General features: G+C 49.6%; 15 protein-coding genes. 7 read left to right on the top strand and 8 right to left on the bottom strand.

Annotated elements, in window-relative coordinates; all coding sequences use genetic code 11:
• Positions 1–209 precede the first annotated feature (209 nt).
• Entirely contained in the window at positions 210–1484 is a 1275-nt protein-coding gene (locus tag JTN23_RS19025; protein WP_247236618.1) for a sialidase family protein, read from the bottom strand.
• Positions 1485–1601: 117 nt separating this feature from the next.
• Positions 1602–4094, bottom strand: a complete 2493-nt coding sequence (locus JTN23_RS19020) for a TonB-dependent siderophore receptor (protein ID WP_247236617.1) — start codon at positions 4092–4094, stop codon at positions 1602–1604.
• A gap of 134 nt (positions 4095–4228) precedes the next feature.
• Here JTN23_RS19020 and JTN23_RS19015 point away from each other — a divergent pair, with 134 nt between their 5' ends.
• The 6 genes from JTN23_RS19015 (at position 4229) to JTN23_RS18990 (ending at position 12413) form a co-directional block, all read left to right on the top strand.
• A complete protein-coding gene (locus JTN23_RS19015; RefSeq protein WP_247236616.1) occupies positions 4229–5212 on the top strand; it encodes a helix-turn-helix transcriptional regulator in 984 nt (327 codons plus the stop codon).
• Positions 5213–5747: 535 nt separating this feature from the next.
• Complete coding sequence (locus JTN23_RS19010) at positions 5748–7007, top strand: sensor histidine kinase (protein WP_247236615.1); 1260 nt, start codon at positions 5748–5750, stop codon at positions 7005–7007.
• Between the two features lie 19 nt (positions 7008–7026).
• Entirely contained in the window at positions 7027–10620 is a 3594-nt protein-coding gene (locus JTN23_RS19005) for a response regulator (RefSeq protein WP_247236614.1), read from the top strand.
• A gap of 15 nt (positions 10621–10635) precedes the next feature.
• Entirely contained in the window at positions 10636–11010 is a 375-nt protein-coding gene (locus JTN23_RS19000) for a response regulator (RefSeq protein ID WP_247236613.1), read from the top strand.
• Between the two features lie 15 nt (positions 11011–11025).
• Positions 11026–11838, top strand: coding sequence for a CheR family methyltransferase (locus JTN23_RS18995; RefSeq protein WP_247236612.1), 813 nt, complete (start codon positions 11026–11028; stop codon positions 11836–11838).
• Complete coding sequence (locus JTN23_RS18990; protein WP_247236611.1) at positions 11820–12413, top strand: chemotaxis protein CheB; 594 nt, start codon at positions 11820–11822, stop codon at positions 12411–12413. Before JTN23_RS18995 ends, JTN23_RS18990 begins: the two co-directional genes overlap by 19 nt.
• Positions 12414–12460: 47 nt before the next feature.
• Here JTN23_RS18990 and JTN23_RS18985 read toward each other — a convergent pair whose 3' ends face one another.
• The 5 genes from JTN23_RS18985 to JTN23_RS18965 all read right to left on the bottom strand — a co-directional run bounded on the left by JTN23_RS18985 (position 12461) and on the right by JTN23_RS18965 (position 15396).
• The gene (locus tag JTN23_RS18985) at positions 12461–12682 is read right to left on the bottom strand and encodes a hypothetical protein (RefSeq protein ID WP_247236610.1); all 222 of its coding nucleotides are present in this window, start codon (positions 12680–12682) and stop codon (positions 12461–12463) included.
• A gap of 249 nt (positions 12683–12931) precedes the next feature.
• On the bottom strand, positions 12932–13387 hold the full coding sequence (locus JTN23_RS18980; RefSeq protein ID WP_247236609.1) for a cold-shock protein: 456 nt from the start codon (positions 13385–13387) through the stop codon (positions 12932–12934).
• A 150-nt stretch (positions 13388–13537) separates the two neighbouring features.
• Positions 13538–13729 (bottom strand): cold-shock protein, encoded by a 192-nt coding sequence (locus tag JTN23_RS18975; protein ID WP_247236608.1) that lies wholly within the window; start codon positions 13727–13729, stop codon positions 13538–13540.
• A 189-nt stretch (positions 13730–13918) separates the two neighbouring features.
• The gene (locus tag JTN23_RS18970) at positions 13919–14485 is read right to left on the bottom strand and encodes a D-sedoheptulose-7-phosphate isomerase (protein WP_247236607.1); all 567 of its coding nucleotides are present in this window, start codon (positions 14483–14485) and stop codon (positions 13919–13921) included.
• Between the two features lie 8 nt (positions 14486–14493).
• Complete coding sequence (locus JTN23_RS18965) at positions 14494–15396, bottom strand: ROK family protein (RefSeq protein WP_247236606.1); 903 nt, start codon at positions 15394–15396, stop codon at positions 14494–14496.
• A 208-nt stretch (positions 15397–15604) separates the two neighbouring features.
• Here JTN23_RS18965 and JTN23_RS18960 point away from each other — a divergent pair, with 208 nt between their 5' ends.
• On the top strand, positions 15605–15868 hold the full coding sequence (locus JTN23_RS18960) for a hypothetical protein (protein ID WP_247236605.1): 264 nt from the start codon (positions 15605–15607) through the stop codon (positions 15866–15868).
• Positions 15869–15984: 116 nt separating this feature from the next.
• Here JTN23_RS18960 and JTN23_RS18955 read toward each other — a convergent pair whose 3' ends face one another.
• Positions 15985–18750 (bottom strand): TonB-dependent receptor, encoded by a 2766-nt coding sequence (locus JTN23_RS18955; RefSeq protein ID WP_247236604.1) that lies wholly within the window; start codon positions 18748–18750, stop codon positions 15985–15987.
• Positions 18751–18800 lie beyond the last annotated feature (50 nt).

Below are 18800 nucleotides of genomic sequence, written 5' to 3'. Positions count from 1 at the left end.
ACCTTCACCTGTTTCTGATAGCTAGGAGATGTAGCTGACTTACTGGTAGTGGACTGAGTAGTTTACTCACCGACTAGGTGACTTAGAGGTCAGTACGATACAGAACCGTAGCTCTTAGGACCTTGACCTAATTACTACTTGACTTTCCATACAAAAGAGCGCTTCAGCCTACGGGCTGAAGCGCTCTTATTGAAAATGTAGGATGTACCTTACAGCCCTAGCTGTGCCACCTGAATGGAGTTCTTGTTGTTGGTATTGCGTACTTCGTAGGCCACTACCAGCTTACCATTGTTTACCAGTCCGGTAGCGTTGGTACCGTTAATTGATTTGGAAACAAACTGGGTCTTAACCGGCTCACCCGTTTTGATGATGCGATACGCAATCACCGAAGCAGGTACGGGTTCGGCATCCTGATTTTGCTCCCATAGCAGCACTGATGAAGTAGGTGTAGGTACCAGGTAGGCGTTTTTGGCGGTTGGATCATCCAGTACAAAAAGGCGATTGCCCTTCTGGTCAACTACCCGAATACCCGGTGCGTCTGTTGCACCCGAGAACCAGGCTACCAGGTTGTTGCCACCACCGGCGCTGGAGGTAGGCCCTGAGTGAGGACAGCCGTTGATCTGCCAGTTATCCGCCGACAGTATAGTTGATTTAGAAAATGACTTTCCGTGGTCAGTGGAAGTCATGTGGGCGATATCACGAATGTTGCCTTCGTTTTCGCGGTAGTACACATGCAGCGCTCCCTTCTGATCTACCAGCAGACTTATGTTGCAGCAGTCGCAGCTGAAAGGGTCCAGTACTTTTTCATCTCCGAATTTACCTCCGGTAGAGCTTACAAAACGCAGGTCGCGCTCGTGCGGCTTGCCGGGTATATCTTTCAGGTAGGCGACTCCTATTTCGCCATTACCCAGTATTGTAGCGTCAAAGAAGCCGCGTATGATTTTAGGTGTTTTGTCCTGGTGCACGGGCACAGGTACCGTCCAGGTACTTCCATCCTTAGAAGTACTATATACGATCTGAAGATCGGTTGGGCGCCCACCGCGGCTTTCGCTCTTGGGCTGATGATCGGCGTGCTGCTGGTGTCCGCCTGAATGCGAAGCGTGGGCATCATGCGAAGAAGCAGAAGCCTGAGCCACCGGAACCATAGGCCCAGGCAGGGCAAAAACGGCAACGGCCGAGCCATCCGGCCGGAACATCAGTTTGGGACGCATCAGGCGTGAGTTACCCAGTCCCTGCGAAGCGAAGATCAGCTTCTTGTCACCAAAGGTCTTTCCCTGATCCCTGGACTCGGCCCAATAGAAGTGAACAGTACCGGCCTGATCCTTCTCGGTCCACGACAGAGCTACGGTATTTTTGGGCGTCTTGACCAGGGTTGGTACCGCATAGGCGCGGGTGGTGTCGCTAAACATGGATTCGGCAGTACCGGCCAGGCTTACCTGGCTGATCGCAACCAGCAGCGACAGATAGCAAAAAATGGTTTTCATGGTAGATTGTTGGGGTTTTAGTATTGAACGTCAGATTTGTACTTTTCATCGCAAAGGAGTGGAGAAAAAACTAAAATTTAGCATCTCCACTCCTTACATTTTTATATTATTTAAAGATCAGAACTTATACGTCAGGCTGCCCGAAAAGTTGCGGGGCTGGATCCGGTCAATGAATGAGGTCCGGTAGGCATCATAGCCGACGGTATCCAGGATGTTGTTGGCATACAGCCTCACGCCCCACTGGCGATTCACCTGGTAGCCAACCTGCGCATTCAGAAGTGTATAGGCTTTGTTAAACCAGGGCTCCTTGCTGGTGTCGAGGCCGTGGGTCGTGTAGCCCACCTGGGTCCAGTCGTTGTAAGGGCGCTCGCCGAGGTAGTATACTCCCGCACCTACATTAAGTCCTTTGGCAATACCTCTTACTAAGGTGTAGTTCAACCAACCGTTAAAGGTATGGCGGGGGGTATTGTTAGGAGCCGAGCCTTCTACGTTTACGTTGGTACGGCGGTATTCGGCATCAATGTGGGAGTACCCAATGATAGCTTCCAGATTTTCCAAAATACGTCCGGTCAGCTCTACCTCTACGCCCTGGCGGCGATCATCCCCACTGGCCCGGTACACGTTACGGCCGTTCACAGTAATGGCGTTGTTATTGATGTCGTACAGCTGCTCGATGATGTTCTTCTGCTCGATCCGGTACAGGGTCAGGTTAAAGCGCAGGCGATTGTCCAGCCAGTCCGATTTAACCCCGGTTTCCCACTGGGTGATGTAGCTGTTGCCAAAGGTATTGCCAGCTTCGTCGATCTGGCTCACGTTTTCGGGGCGGGTACTGTTGGTGTAGGAGGCAAACAGGTTCAGTCCTTTTTTGGCCGTTACCATGATGCCCGCCAGCGGATTCCAGAACTGGGTTCGGGTAAAGGCCGGATTAAGGGGCGAGCTGCTCTGGTTGGTACTGAATCGCAGACCTCCGAATACCTTCATCCATTCCGCCACCGAGATTACATCCTGCACCGTCATCCCCATATTAGTCGTTTTACTGATCGTCTCGCCCGACTTGGTAAAGTTAGGTGTACCGAAGGGTAGCGTATTGGAGATTGTGGTCGGATCAAAGACATTGATGACGCCGGGTATGCTGATGGTGTTATACGCGTACTCGGTCAGGTCCGTCACCTTATAGTCGGCTCCCACCATAAAGGTATGGGTAATAGCCCCCGTCTGGATCTTTTCACCCACGAGGTCAATCTGGATCACCATGTTTTTGTCGAGGCGTGGCTGGTTATGGCTAATTGATCGGGTATAAAGGTTAACATGTACATCGTTCGTGTCTTTACGGCTCGCCAAAGGTGTCAAAGCAGTACGAATGGCATCGGCATCATAGATGGAGCGGTAGATGGCTCCCCGTACGTAGAGCTTATTGTCCAGATCCAGGTAGCGGCGGAAGCTGGCGGTATAGGTACTGTGCCGTACCGAAGAGATATCCGATTTGAAACCCAGCATACGATCCGTAGGCAGGTCATAGATATCGTTGGTCATGTTGGTCAGGTACCTTGCATTGCGGCTGTTGGCCGGACGGCTAGGATCAAAAGCCGGGTTGGGCAGCACCGACAGGTTCACGGTACCGGCGTCGATGGTTTCATTGACATTGTAGTAATCCATCTCCAGCGTAACCATCGTTTTTTCGTCCGGTCTGAATGCCAGCGATGGGTTGATGTAGAAGGATTCTTTATCCATACCCTTGCGGAACTTACCGCCGTTCTGGTAGGCCCCGTTCAGACGAAATGCAATGGTCCTGGCGGGATTCAGTACCCCCTGTACATCAAAGGTAGGACGGAACAGGTTGAAGCTACCGGCTCTAAGCGACGCCGTCCCGGTATTGATGAACTTTGGTGTTTTTGTGACTACGTTCACCAGTCCACCCGGTGCGCCCAGGTCAGTAGCCGAGCCCGACGATTGCCCCAATCCCTGCGTTACTGACGAAGTACCTTTTATCACTTGTATATTCTCTACACCCTGCATGTCCGTAGGGTATCCCATACCCCTGAAGTCGGTCATTACGCGTACGCCATTCTTCAGGGTAGGTATGCCCCGGAAGCCCCGGGCCGATATACTTTCCTTCACACCCCCGTAGGTAGCGTAGGTATATACCCCCGGTACGTTCCGTACCCCTTCTATGACGGAGAGAGCCCCCTGCTGTTCGATCAGTTTGTTAGATATAACCGAGATACTCTGGATCTGGTCGCTGGGCTTCAGGGGCAGGCGGGTAATGGCGTCTAGCTTATCGGGTTGCCGGTCCCGGGCACCAAATACTTCCACACCTTCCAGTTCATTGGCCGAAGTGACTATTCTGAAAGTAAGACTCACGACCTCATCTCCGCTTACCTCTACCTTCTTACTAGTCGTTTCGTAACCAATGCTTGATACGATAATCTTGTACTGCCCGTTGGGTACTCTGGTCATTTTGAAAAAGCCTGACTCATTAGAAGATGCTCCGTAGCGGGTTCCTTCCAGGATGACCGAAGCCATCGGGATCGGACTTCCGGTTTCGTCCAGTACTTTACCCTGTATAGTAGAAAGTTGATTTTGTGCCCAGCTAAGCCGTGCGAGAAGCATTAGTAAACAGATGAGGTAAACTTTATTTATCATTTTCTTATTTAGACTAATTATAAACTTGTGCAAAGATGTTACTACATTTGTGCAGGGTGTTATCGTAATCCGGACAAATTATATCGTAAAAGGAAATTTCTATGAAAGTGGCTGTTCAAGTAAGCGGAACTGAATGCTGGCTGTGTCACCAGAACATCGGGGATCCGCAGAGCGAAGTGAGCGGTCTGGTAGAAACGTGTAATACCGTAAACCTGGCGGATGGTAGTCAGATTGTGGATGAACAAACCCAGGCGGGTCCTTTTCTTATTTGTCAGGTTGATTTTCAATTAAAAGATCAGGTTCGGCTAGAAAAACAGGTCGAGGGCGAGGGCGTTCAGCTCCATTTCTTACTCGAAGGCGGAGGTATGATCGAAGCGAAAGGGCAAACGGACGAACGTCAGTTTTCGCCCAATCAGCACACGATCTGCTACCAGCCCAACTCCCAGCGCACCTTTGATTGCCACACCTCGGCTCAAACACTCAATTACTTCACCATCTGGATTCCGAGGGAGGTATACTTCCACCTGATAGCTCCCGACAGTGCTCTGCATCAGTCCTTTGCTCAGGGTATACAGGCAGGCCAATGTACCTACATGACTCCTCAGAACATGCCCATCACACCGGCCATGCGCAGGGTGATCAGTGAAATACAACACTGTGACCGGTGCGGAGACCTCAAAAAGTTATTCATTGAATCAAAGGTTATTGAGCTGCTGATGCTTCAGATCGAACAGATCAATGCGACAGCGTTGCAAAGAAGTACATCCAAAGGGAGCGACTGGCAAAAGATCGAGGAAGCTAAGCGCATACTGGAGGAAACCTACCAAAGCCCCCCCACCATTACCGAACTGGCCCGAATGATTGGGCTAAACGAGTTCCGACTCAAAAAAGACTTTAAGGAGCAGGTAGGTAATACCATCTACGGATTTGTACTGCAGCAGCGCATGGAACTGGCCCGAAACTGGCTACTCGAACAGGAGAAATCCATTGGTGAAATTGCCCACCTGGTCGGATACCGCAACCACGCCCATTTTACGGCTGCATTCAAGAAATACTTCAAGTACCTACCCAGCGAATTACACTAACGTACACGCAGGTACGGCTGATGCCCCTATCTATCTACTACCACTCTACTCGAACGGCCCACGTAGGAGTCTGCTATATATTATCATAATATGATAAATCCTTTGCACCCACTACGGGTAGTTTACTACAGTAGACTTATTCATCGCCTTTTCATGCATAAAGAAAGATGTATCGTAGTATATTTGTCATTGAGAGCGGTATATCGTTAATCTAACGAAGGGTATACCGCCCCGGCTCTGCCTGACCTGTGCCTTGTGCTGCCGGTAGTGGATCAGGCGATCCCCCTCTGACTGTGAAGCCCTAACCAGGGACAATACTTCTTATTACCAGCTACTGAAGGCTCGGTAACTCTACCAGGACATCAGCTACTACTGGGGCTGATAGAATCCGTGAAGAGTACTTCGGCTTTCTCTGTTTAAGCTATTGTACACGATAAGAATAATGACAAATTGCAATAAATCAGGTATCAACAGACAACTATAAAATCTATTTACCCGAAATACTAGTTTATGGAAGGTAAGTTCTCAGGCACGCATGATCCTTATTGTTGACGACAAACAGGAAAATTTATTTTCGCTCAAAACGCTTCTACAACTCAATCTATACGAAGTGGATACCGCAACTTCGGGTGAGGAGGCACTACTTAAGATTCTAAAAAAGGAGTATGCGTTGATCATTCTGGATGTGCAAATGCCCGGCATGGACGGCTTTGAGGTAGCCGAAACCATCACCGGGTACAGCAAAACCAGGGACATCCCTATTATATTCTTATCTGCTGTCAATATAGATAAGCGCTTCATCACCAAAGGTTACGAATCGGGTGGCGTAGATTATATCACCAAGCCTTTTGATCCGGATCTGCTGCTGCTCAAAGTTAAGACCTTTTATAAACTCTATGAGCAGACCCGTGAGCTGCAGTCGGTACAGAAAGCGCTGAAGGAAGAAATAGAAACCCGGAAAAAGGCGCAGGAAGCCGTAGAGCAGATGAATCTGCTGCTCGAAGAAAAGGTACGGGACCGCACCTTAGAGTTACTGCAGCTGAACAAGGATCTGGAAATCCGAAATGTGGAACTGGCTCAGTTTGCTTCACTGGCCTCACACGACCTCCAGGAGCCTCTCCGAAAAATCATCACGTTTGGGCACATCATTGACGAGAAGTACCTGAGTCATATAGATGAGGCGGCCGAACTTATGAAGAAGATTAATGCGTCGTCCGAGCGGATGCGTAACCTGATCAACGATCTGCTCAACTATTCAAAGCTATCAGCCGAAACATTTTTTTCGGAGGTAAACCTGAATGCTATCATTCATGAAACCATACAGGCACTCGAACTTTCCATCGAAGAAAAGCAGGCCCGGATACATTGTGATGAAATACCCAGGGTAGAAGCTATACCCGGTCAGATGCGCCAGTTGTTCCAGAACCTGATCAGTAACGCCCTGAAGTTTTCGAAGAGCGAGTTGCCTCCGGTTGTCAGGATCTGGGCTGAGTTCATCACTGAGAAGTCCCTGACCGCCTCGGCTACCACCGATACGGGTGAGTACCTGCGGATATTCGTTCAAGACAATGGGATTGGCTTTAACGAGATGTACCTCGATAAAATTTTCAGCATTTTTCAGCGCCTGCACTCCCGGACCGAGTACGAAGGAACCGGTATCGGCCTGGCCATTGTCAAAAAAATCATTGAAAAACATAACGGGCTGATCAGTGCCAGAAGCAAAGATGGCGGAGGCACTACGTTTATCATCGTGCTGCCCGTACGTCAAACCGAATTATTTGTTCCCGCTGAATAACCTAATACCATAACCCCTCATGAATCCATTCAAACGTAACCTGCTGGTTGGGTACGGCATTTCACTTATACTACTGACCATTAGTTCGGTTGCTTCCTACATAAGCATCCGTAATCTGCTGTATAGCTCTGACCTGGTCACGCAGACCAACACGATCATCAAGGAGCTCGATGCCATTGTACTAGCCGCCAAGGACGGTGAGGCCGGACAACGCGGCTACCTGCTCACCCACGATAAGCGCTACCTGGACCCCTACAATGAGTCGCGTGAAAGAGCGCTGCAATCCTACCGAAGGGTGGAAGCTCTCGTAGGAGATAATGAAGATCAGCAGCGTAGTGCGGCTTCTCTGAGGGCATTGCTTGATAAGCGCTTTAATATCCTGCAGGATGTAATATTCAGGTATGAAAGTACGGGGCAGTTACCCCTGGCCGACCTCGAAAGCGGTAGAACCACCATGGTCCAGCTACGTGCGGTGATTGATGAAATGGCCAGCCGTGAAAGAGATTTACTGGCCAGCCGCACCGACGAGCTTAAGCAGTTCTCTACTACCACTCCCATATTCATTGTCATTGCTTCGCTGCTGGCCATTCTGGTTACGGCGGTTTCGTTCTTCCGGGTAAACTCCGACTTTGAAAAAAGGCTGCAACTTCAGAAAGAACTCCAGGATAAAGACGAAGAAATATCCAAAAGACTAACCATCATAGAGGAGATCGCCGAACAGATATCATCCGGAAACTATAAAGTAAAAGTAACGGACGAGGGCGAAGACGCACTGGGAGGCATTGCCAGTTCGCTGAATAAGATGGCTGCATCGCTGGATTACTCTTTCACGCAGCTCTCCGAAAAAGAATGGCTGCAGTCGGGTATAGCGGCGCTCAACGAACGTATCATTGCCGAACAGGACATACGTACCCTGGCTCAGAATTCGCTGGACTTCATTACTGAATATTCCAATAGTCAGGTAGGAGCCTTTTATATCATCAACAGCGAGGGTAATCTGGAACGCACGAGTGGCTACGCGCTAATGCTGGAAAACAGAAAGCCCCTGCAGTTTGGCGAGGGAATGGCCGGACAGTGTGCCCAATCAGCAAGAATGATGGAAGTGACGGATCTGGCTCCCGACGATTATACGCTAAGTCTGGTATCCGGAGAAATAAAGCCTAAGTCAGTCATTGCCGTTCCGATTGTCTACAACAATGTCATCAAAGGAGTAGTAGAACTCGCGTCCCTGCAGGGCTACTCCACCACCAAGAAAACATTCCTGGATGCCGTTTCCTTCAACCTCGGCATCGCCATCAACGCTGCCCAGAACCGCGAACGCGTACAGGAACTCCTGGAAGAAACCCAGGCCCAGGCCGAAGAACTACAGGCCCAGCACAGCGAACTTGAAAATATCAACGCCGAACTGGAGGCACAGGCCGAAAAGCTGCAGGCATCCGAAGAGGAGCTGAAGGTACAGCAGGAAGAGCTCCAGCAGGCCAACCAGGAACTTGAAGAAAGAAGCCGTCAGCTGGAAGAAAAGAACGAGCTTATCCTGGAGCGTAACTTTGATATTCAGGCCAAGGCCGAGGAACTGGCCCAAAGTACTAAGTACAAATCGGAGTTCCTGGCCAATATGTCGCACGAGCTGCGTACTCCGCTCAACTCTATCCTGCTGCTATCACGTCTGCTGAGCGAAAACCACGAAAGCAACCTGACCACGGAGCAAATTGAATACGCCAATGTGATCCAGACTTCGGGTAAAGGACTACTTACTCTGATCGATGAGATTCTGGATTTGTCCAAGATTGAGGCAGGTAAGATGGATCTGGAATATACAGACGTAAAGCTACAGGATGTTGTCGATGAGCTGGAATCACTGTTTACACCCATAGCCCGTGACAAGGGTATCGAGTTCTCGGCTACCTTGGGGGATCAGGTACCTGCCACCCTTGAAATAGACCGCCTGCGACTGGATCAGATCCTGCGCAACCTGATCTCCAATGCCCTCAAGTTTACCAAGAAGGGCTCTGTCCAACTACATGTTGTCAAAGAAGGCCAGTCGGTACTATTCAAAGTAAAGGATACCGGTATTGGTATTCCCAACGACAAGCTCCAGACCATATTTGAGGCCTTCAAGCAAGCCGATGGCTCCACGCGTCGGCAGTTTGGAGGTACTGGTCTTGGTTTGTCCATAAGCCGTGAGCTGGCCAAGCTGCTGGGTGGGGAGATCCAGGTCAGCAGTGAAGTAGATAAGGGCAGTGAGTTTACGCTGTTGGTGCCCTTACGCCGGGGACAACCCATAGCTAAACCCGAAACACCAGCGGTACGTACGGAGACTACACTAACCAACCATAAAGGAGAGGCAACGGCAGCAAAGCCTGCAAAAAGCCATGATGAATATATCAGTAGTATCATACCTTCACCCATCCCCGACGATCGCACTACCATTACACGTGGCGATAAGGTGATCCTGATCATTGAAGATGATACCGCCTTTGCCCGTTCACTACTCGACTACACCCGCAGCAAAGGCTATAAGGGCATTGTTTCGGTGCGGGGGGATGAGGGGATCGAACTGGCCCGTCAGTACCTGCCCATCGGTATTCTGCTGGATGTGCAGCTCCCCGTCAAGAGTGGCTGGGATGTGATGGATGAGCTGAAATCTGACCTATCAACGCGTCCGATCCCGGTGCATATGATGTCATCACTGCAGGTGAAAAGTAAGAGCATATCTAAAGGCGCCATGGACTTCATAGACAAGCCCGTCACCTTCGAAAAGCTGAGTGTGATGTTCTCGAAGATTGAGGAAGCCCTCAGCCGGCACCCCAAAAAGGTGATGATCGTGGAGGAAAATGCCAAGCATGCCCAGGCGCTCGCCTACTTCCTGCAGACATTCAACGTAGCATCCGAAATCCATACCTCGGTTACGAAGGGGATTAGTGCACTGAATGAGGAAGAAGTAGATTGTGTGATTCTGGATATGGGCGAAAACCCACAGCCTTCCTACGAGATTCTGGAAGAGGTAAAAAGAACGCCCGGTCTGGAAAATCTGCCAATCATTATCTTTACTGGTCGTAGCTTATCCCATATCGAGGAGAAAAAGATCAAGCAGTATGCTGATTCGATAGTAATCAAAACGGCCCATTCCTACCAGCGCATCCTGGATGAGGTATCCCTGTTTCTCCACCTGGTTGAGGAGAACAATAAGGAAACCAAGCCCAGCCGATACAAGAAAATGGGTGAGTTCGGGGAAGTACTCAAAGGAAAAACCGTCCTGGTAGTGGATGATGATGTCCGCAATATCTTCTCTTTGTCCAAGTCGCTGGAGACCTACGACATGAACGTAGTATCGGCGACCGACGGCAAGGACGCGCTCAAACAACTGGAAGAGCACGATGAGGTAGACCTGGTACTGATGGATATGATGATGCCCGAAATGGATGGCTACGAGTCGACGCGTCGCATACGGGAAAACTATAAGTACAAGAACCTACCGATCATAGCCATTACGGCCAAGGCCATGGCCGGTGACCGCGAAAAATGCATCGCGGCCGGTGCCTCTGACTACATCACCAAACCAGTGGATGTAGACCAGCTGATATCATTGCTGCGTGTATGGTTGTACCAATAATAAAATGATGACCCCATGAACCGATCCGGCAAAACCATACTCATCATCGATGATGATAGCAGGAATATATTTGCACTTACGGCTGTACTCAAAGCCAAAGGCTACGTAACTGCTTCGGCAGGTAGTATGAAGGAAGCCTTTGAGCTGCTGGGTTGGCACGAAAATATTGGCGTTATCTTAATAGACATGATGATGCCAGACATGGATGGGTACGAAGCCATCCCCCTGCTGAAAGCAGACCAACGCTATAAGCATATCCCGGTTGTTGCGGTGACGGCTCAGGCCATGACCGGCGACCGGGAGAAATGCCTGGCTGCAGGGGCTGATGCTTACCAGTCAAAACCCGTCGACGTAGACCAGTTGATGGAAATTTTGGCGGCCTATCTTTAACACCTATGCCTTTACATGATTAGAGAGGAGGAATTAGATCTACTACTTAATGAACTTTATCAGAGATATGGGTATGATTTTACCAATTACGCAAGAGCTTCATTAAAAAGAAGGGTGAACCGGCTACTGACCATAGACCGTTTTACGAGCTTCGCTGAGCTTTTCTATAGGGTAAAGCATGATCCGGATTACCTCACCCATCTGGTGGAGGAGCTTACCGTGAACGTGACGGAGATGTTCCGGGATCCGGCTCTTTTTAAAGCCATTCGCGAACAGGTACTTCCCGTACTGGCTACCCATCCTTTCATACGGATCTGGCACGCCGGGTGTTCCACCGGTGAAGAGGTGTACTCAATGGCTATCCTGTTGGAAGAAGCGAATCTGTTGCACAAGTCATTGCTCTACGCTACGGATCTTAATCCCTCGGTGATTGAGAACATCAAAAAAGGGCTTTTCCCCCTGAGCCAGATGAAGCAGTACTCTGAAAACTATATCCTGTCCGGAGGGAAAAAAGAATTTTCGTCGTACTACATGACCCGGTACGAATGGGCTAAATTTGACGACCGGTTCAAGTCCAAAATGATCGTTGCCACGCATAACCTGGTGTCGGACCGCTCGTTCAATGAGTTTCAGCTGATATTCTGCCGCAACGTACTCATCTACTTTGATAAAGAACTACAGGACAAAGTACTGACCCTGTTTGATAATAGTCTGGAACGACTCGGCTTTATAGTACTGGGTTCCAAAGAAAACCTTCGCTTTTCTGGCATAGCCGATAGCTATGCCCAGATGGAGAATAAAGAGAAAATATGGCGCAAAATGCGATAACCCCTTACCAATACGTAGTACTTGGAGGATCGGCCGGGAGCCTGGAGGTTATTCTCAACCTGGTAGAAAGGCTGCCCGAACATCTCAATGCCGTAATTATTATCGTAATCCACCGGAAGAATGATAAGGATTCTATTCTGCAGGAGCTTATAGCCAACCGTACCCGGCTTTCGGTCCGAGAAGTCGAAGACAAAGATCCGATCCAGTTCAATACCATCTATCTGGCACCGCCAGACTACCATCTGCTGATTGAAAATAAGGAGCTTTTCTCCCTCGACAGCTCCGAAAAGATACATTATAGCCGCCCCAGCATTGATGTGACTTTTGAATCAGTGGCTGAAGTATTTGGTAAAAGTGTGATAGGCGTACTACTATCAGGAGCCAACGCGGACGGAGCCGCCGGATTGGCCCAGATCAAGAGGTCAGGAGGCTATACAATAGCACAGAATCCCGCTACGGCTGAGGTGGCTTACATGCCTCAACAAGCCATCAATCTGACCGAAGTGAACGATATTGTCAATGCCGATGAACTTGCGGATGTATTAAAGCAGCTGCTCATCCCCCACATTTCCTGAGTACGTACGACTACTGGTACCCTTATCTATGCTAAGGCAGGAAGTTTCTACTCCAGGCGAAGAAGAAAACCTATATCCTCCAGATCGGTAAGTACCTGTACATAGCCTCTGCTTTCAATCTTGATATCATAGTTCAGATTGATCCGCAACATTAGCAGCACCAGGTAGTCATTCAGTTCAAGTTTGGAATCCGGTCGGGTTGAATTTTTGAGACTCACAAGCACCTCCAGTGGTGAATTCCCAGAAATAAACTTTCCTTTTGTGGTCATGTATTTCATGGGTTCGAAAAGTTTGTTCTAAAAGCCTAACGATCAGAAAAGAACAAAGTTGTAACTGTATCTGATAATTGGGCTATTAAAACTAACTGCCATTTATCTACTTTTCTACGGAACCCCTTCTACAGGCATTCATTCACTTCAATCAGATGAATACGCCTACTATTTTACTGCAACACTTTACAGGGAGTGCAGAACAGCAGGCGTGTTTTATTGGGAGCTACTGATCAGGTAGGTACCTGATTATTGGACCAACCGTACATTCAGCGCATTAAGTCCCTTAGGACCTCTCTCCACCTCAAAATTCACTTTATCGTTTTCCTTGATGGAATCCTGCAATTCATTCTTATGTACGAAGATACTCTCCTGTGAAGCGTGATCTTTGATAAACCCATATCCCTTGGTTACGTTGAAGAAAGTAACCGTACCTTTGCGTACCAGTTCTGCCGGATCTACATCCTCCTGCCGACTTACTCCGATCCTGATTTCCTCCTGCTTTACTTCTTTCTTTCTTCTTGGATCGGGGGGAGTTGATGTTAAATTGCCAAAGTCATCTACATAGACAAACATGTCCTCGATACTTTGTCCTTTGCTCGCGGTTGCTTTGCGCTCTTCTTTCTTCTGTTCCTTATTCTGCCTTTTTTTCAGCTTCTTCTGCTCTTTTTCTTTTTTACCGAAGGTCTCCTGCGATCTACCCATATTTTACGTATCTCTTGGTTTTTGGTTGTTGAATAATTTTTGATACTCTGTACTTTACTCGAAACTGTTGTAGTAGCTATGTTAAGTAAACAAATAAAAAAGCCTTACAGGAGGTAAGGCTTTCCATTGCTAACTTCTTATATCGTAAGACTAAGCAAGCTGAACGTTGACTGCATTTAGTCCTTTCTTTCCTTCTTTAAGATCGAAAGTAACATCGTCATTTTCTCTGATCTCATCTACTAGTCCAGATACGTGTACGAAGTACTCCTGACCTGATTTTTCGTCCTTAATAAACCCGAAGCCTTTCTGGTCGTTAAAGAACTTTACTGTTCCGTTATTCATGTTGTTGTTTGTTATATTCTTTGATACTACATCTAAGGTAATACATAGGTTCATAATATTTATACAAATTCGGATAAAAAAGTTACAATGTGCTCTCAGGTGCTCTAAACGCACTATACTATACGATAATTTTTTTTAGCATCGGGTAGTTTAGTGGCTACACGTATCCGAAGAGAGCACCACTTGCCATTACGCTATACCCTGCTCCATGATATCATAGCACAACATATGGCATATAGTCATGTGAGCGTCCTCTACCCGGCCGTAATGCTCCGAGTCCACCACTACCACCTGCTGAGCGATCTCGGCCAGTTTACCCTTTTTGCCTCCAACCAGGGCTACGGTTGTCAATCCGTTGGAGTTGGCCCAGTCGATGGCCTTTACCAGATTAGGTGAGTTACCACTCACGCTCATGGTAATGACCAGATCCTGCGGCTGTGCGTAGTTCTGAAGCTGGGCCACGTACACATCCTCGTACGAGTAATCATTGCCAAGCGCGGTAATCCAGGCGGTATTATCGTTGAGCGACATACAGCGGAAGCGTTTTTGCAGCGTATCCGAGGCTCCTTTTCCCAGATCGGTGATAAAGTGCGAAGCATTGGCCGCGCTGCCCCCATTCCCGAACACAAATATTTGCCGGTTCTGCGCCCAGGCTTCCTTCAGCAGATCGGCGATCTGACCTACTTTTTCCAGTGGTATGGATTCGAGCGTGGCCTTTTGTTGTTCCAGGTAGGTAGCGTAGTAGTTGGTTTTCATGGAATAGATTAATAATTGGTTAGTAAAAGTGCTCCCGTGGGTACTACATCCTCACCCAGTTGGGAAAGGGCTATCACAGGTACCGGATGTAACGTAGAAACCACATAGGTGGGCAATATCTGCCGTACCGCCCGAAGCAGTGGGTCACCGATGAGTGACACGCCTCCGCCCAGAATGATGATGTCAGGATGAAACAGGTGAACCACGTGCGACAGGCCAAAGGCCAGATTGTCGGCGTACTGCAGCAATAATTCTTCGGCAGCCGGGTCCTCGTGTTGCAGAGCCTCTGCCAGGTACCTGGCCTCGTGGGTGGTAGCTTCTCCTATGGCTTTTTTGAGGTAGGAAGACTCCGGTAGCGAAGGCAGTACTTCCCTGATAGTATTGTTCAGTGCCCAGCCCGAACATACCGACTCCAGACTATCTCCCTGCTTGTTCATGCGTACGTGCCCCACCTCAGCCTCCCCCGGAAAGGCGCTGTGGAACAGCCGACCCTGATTGACCATGCCTCCGCCTACCCCACTGCCCAGGGTGATGTAAAATACGTGGCTGTACCCTTTGCCTGCCCCACAAAGGGCTTCTCCCAGGGCCGCCACGTTGGCATCGTTCTCTACGGTTACTGGAGCGCCGGTGAGCTTTTCCAGCCAACCCTTCAGGTTAAAGCCTGACCAGCCTTCGATCTGGTGGGAGGTAGCGATCTGCCCCGTTTCGTGGTTGACCGGCCCGCCAAATCCGACCCCAATCGCCGTGGGGCGCTGGGGAAGCGCCTGGAGTATTTGTTCAATATTTTTCTGTATTCCGGCGGCTCCCTGACTCTTATCCACCACAAATCTATGTCGCTCCTCTATTGTTCCATCTGCCCTACCGCTTACAACTTGTATTTTGGTTCCGCCAATTTCGATGCCAATATTCATTGGGTACACGTGGGATAAGTTGAGGAATGTACTGACACTAAAAGTACTGAACTCTCCTTTTTACCTGTACGTATTCCACATATGTATAGCAATGGCATAAGATTTTAGGTAGTAAGTGAAAGACCTGAAAATGCTCATACATGGAGCAACCCATTCTAATGCAGAGGGGGTCAGGCAATTAACAAAAGTCTTACTAACACTGAAAATTATGAAAAAGCAAAATTGGATAAAGGGACTAGCATCCATTTTTTTCCTGGCTTCCCTGTCAGTAGCATGTAGTTCCGAAACCGAAAGAAAAGGTGATAAAGTAACGGATGCCTACGAAGATGTGGTAGAGGCCCATCAGGAAGGCGATACCAGTGAAATAAGAGAAGAACAAGCCAAGCTGGATTCAGCCCGTCAGGAATATCGCGAAATGGCCAACGATCCTAAAAAGGACAATAATAATAACAATAGGAACAAAAATCAGTAGAGCCATTTCAGGACATAACAATACTAACAAGAGCGGGTCAGTAGTATATACTCTGACCCGCTCTTGGTTGGTACCCTTTCTCTGTAACACTTCCATCCATCAGGTACCTGCCCCACTCAGAACAACTCATCAACTACCAGCGTCACGTAGTACATAGCGCCTATCGTAGGCCCGGCTATCATCTGGTAGTAGGGTCGGTTGAGGATGTTATTTCCCCCCACTTTTACTTTACCACGCCAGCGGGGCACCATCAGGCTCACCTGAGCGTCCAGGTTGTGATAGGCAGGTACTATACCCGTGCCCAGCGACGACTGCCACAGAAAAGCATCCTGCCAGTGCCACACCACCTGGAATCCAACGTTACGAGCCACCTGCGGATTCCCCACGCTCAGGTTGCTGATCCAGCCTGGAGTATTGAATGATTCCTCCAGTCCGTCGTTGTACTGCTTGCGGTACAACCGGGCGTAGCTCAGGTTACTATTGAGTGTGTACTGCCGATATATCTTGTACGTCAATCCTACCGACGACCCCAGGTTAAACACGGTACTGGTAGAGTTGGTCCAGAGCCGGTAGCGGTCCTGCTTCCTGCGGTCGTAGAGGTGATACGGAATGGAATCGGCGGCGGCAGTCTGGTAGGCCTGGCCCAACTGATTGACCTCCACCTGCGCTATAAAATTAGTATAGGCATTGAAGTAGAAGTCCGCGTCGATGTACAGCCTGTTATCGAGAGCCAACCCTTTATACCCAATCTCAAACGAGTTGATGCGCTCCGGCTTCACGTAATCGTAGGATGATTTTCTGATCAGGTCGGCGTTTTTTTCAATGGCTGCATTCAGTGAAGTACCATTCTGATTGACATCCCGGTTTACCGCCGCCTGAAAAGCATCCAGTGAGCTGCGGATGTAGCTATTCTCGAAAATGCCCTGCGACATAATAGGCAAGCCGCCTACCCGCTTGACTCCGCCACTATTGACGTTGGAAAATGCTTCAAACAGGGAAGGGAACCGGTAGCCATTCTGGTAGGAGGCCCGTAAGTAATTTTGTTCATTTAGAGCATATACGGCCGATAGGCGCGGATTCCAGATGCCCCGGAAGTACTCCCCCTTGTCATACCTGAGGGCGGCACTGATCTGCAGCTTTTCCTGGAACAGCTTCCGGGCTAGCTGCACAAATGCACCGCCCTTGCGGTACAGCAGATTCTTCCCCTCTTCTACGGGATTGATGAAGTAGTTGCCATCCGGGAAAACGGAGTAGAGCCGGTAGTCATAGCCCACGAGCAGGTGAAACAGCCTGACCCGCGAACTGAGGTCGTACTGTCCTTCGGTATGAAAAAGACTGGCCCGGGTGCGCAGGGCAGCCCCCCTATCCCAGTTGTTGATGGTGATGATCTGTTTCATAACACTATCGTACCGGGCGGTACCGGGCTGGTACCTGCCCTGATCGGCAAAGTCCCGAGCCAGTTGGTGGCTTTCCGCCACGGGCAGTCCTTCGCTGGTTTTCTGGAGGTAGTGGGTACGGTAGTCGCCAAACCAGCGGTCGTCGCTCTTGAAGTGCCGGTCCAGGTTTTCGGCCAGCGAGCGGATGTTGTAGGAGTTGCCGGATACCTCACGGGTGAAGTACACTTTGCCTGTAAATTCATTGCTTTTCAGCTGTACCCCATGCTGCTGCACCGTATAGTCATTCAGCCGGAAGCGGTTGGTGCGGTGGTACACGTTGTCCAGCCGGCCTATCCGGTAGCTATACTGCGCTTCCCACTCACTACTGATCTTGTAGTGCAGGGCTATATCTCCTTTGAGGTTCCGTAGGGTATAGTCGGTAATATCCTTTTCGTAGTAGCCCGTACGCGCCACTACATGGTTCTTTCCGTTCAGGGAGAGAGTCCGTCGGTTGGGACTCTCGTTGCCGTAGGAGTTGACAGGGTCCAGGGCCGGATTATCCGCCCCCAGCAGGTTGACGGTAGCATTGGCCGTAGGGTTCAGGTCTGTCTGCTGATGAGCCAACCAGTCGTACCCTGAAAGCCAGGACATATTGACCTTGAAGGCAAAGCGATCCTGGAAGGCCCGGGCATAGCGGAGGGCCGTCTCCGTCAGCAGATGCTCACGGGTATGAGAGTTCTTGATGTGATTGACACCCGTGCGCTGGTACACGCTCAGTCCTTGATCTCTGAAAGGGCTACGGGTAAAGAAGTGGACCAGGCCGTTGAGGGAGTTCATACCGTACAGGGCGGAGGCCGTACCGGGTATTACCTCTACCCGCTCTATATCCAGCTCGGTGGGTCCTACGGCATTGGCAATGGAGGCCCCGATGACCGGCGCCTGGGTATCTACCCCATCCACCAGTTGCAGAAATCGCACATTGGTGGGATTGGTGAAGCCACGGGTATTAGGTACCTTGAATCCCAGACTGGCGGTGGTCATCTGTACCCCTTTTACATTTTCCAGGGCATCAAAGAAGGTAGCGGCGGGTGTACTCTGAATGGCCCTGCGGTCGAGTTGCTCAACGGTAATGGGTGACTCCAGGCGCTTCTCCTCCATCCGCGACGCCGTGACCACCACTTCTCCCATCATCACCGTCTGGGGAGTCAGCCTGATGGCCAGCGGGGACAGGGAAACTACTTCAACCTCCCGGGATTCGTAACCTACCGAGCTGATCTGTAGTACACACGGGAGCCGGAGGTTCCTGAATGTGAAAGTACCGTCCTGCGCCGCACTCGTGCCCAACCGGCTACCCTTGACGTACACGGTGGCAAAAGAGATGGCTTTCCCGCTCTCTTTATCCTGGATGGTTCCTTCCAGCCGCCCCACAGTCTGAGCAGATACCGTGGTAACCAAACACAGGTACAGGAAAATGGCAGGAAGAATAGACGGTAGTTTTTTGTGCATACGAACCACGGGTTAGAAACTGTGACCTCGTTATTGATATACCTTATATG

Source organism: Telluribacter roseus, assembly GCF_017355915.2.
In the GTDB taxonomy this organism is placed as follows: Bacteria; Bacteroidota; Bacteroidia; order Cytophagales; family Spirosomataceae; genus Telluribacter.
Note: the sequence above shows the minus strand (reverse complement) of the source record. Positions and strands in the feature narration are given on the sequence as shown.